A 251-nucleotide genomic window follows, 5' to 3' on the forward strand; every position below is an offset into this window, starting at 1 on the left:
CAATGCTTTTTGCAATACCGGTTTTGTTAATTTTGAACTAACTTTATATTTTGCTGGAATTTGAAGACAAATTTCTACTAATTTTTTATATAAAAATGGTGTTGCCCAATAAATGGAATTAGTGGTTAATTGAATTTGTCGCAATACTGATTTTTGAAATATTAAAGATTGAATCATTTGGAATGTTGTTCTATCAGTGATTATAGGTTCAGAATTGGAAAATAATAACGAGTTTAAAAAGCTTTGCGATT

At 26.7% G+C, this 251-nt stretch carries 1 protein-coding gene; it reads right to left on the minus strand.

Annotated elements, in window-relative coordinates; genetic code table 11:
- Positions 1-177 (minus strand): asparagine synthase-related protein (locus tag ACS2QP_RS28265; RefSeq protein ID WP_438883138.1); only part of this gene is annotated, 177 nt, incomplete at its 3' end.
- Between the last annotated feature and the right edge of the window lie 74 nt (positions 178-251).

Source organism: Bacillus cereus group sp. Bce019 (genome assembly GCF_051781745.1).
GTDB classification, from domain to species: Bacteria; Bacillota; Bacilli; order Bacillales; family Bacillaceae_G; genus Bacillus_A; species Bacillus_A cereus.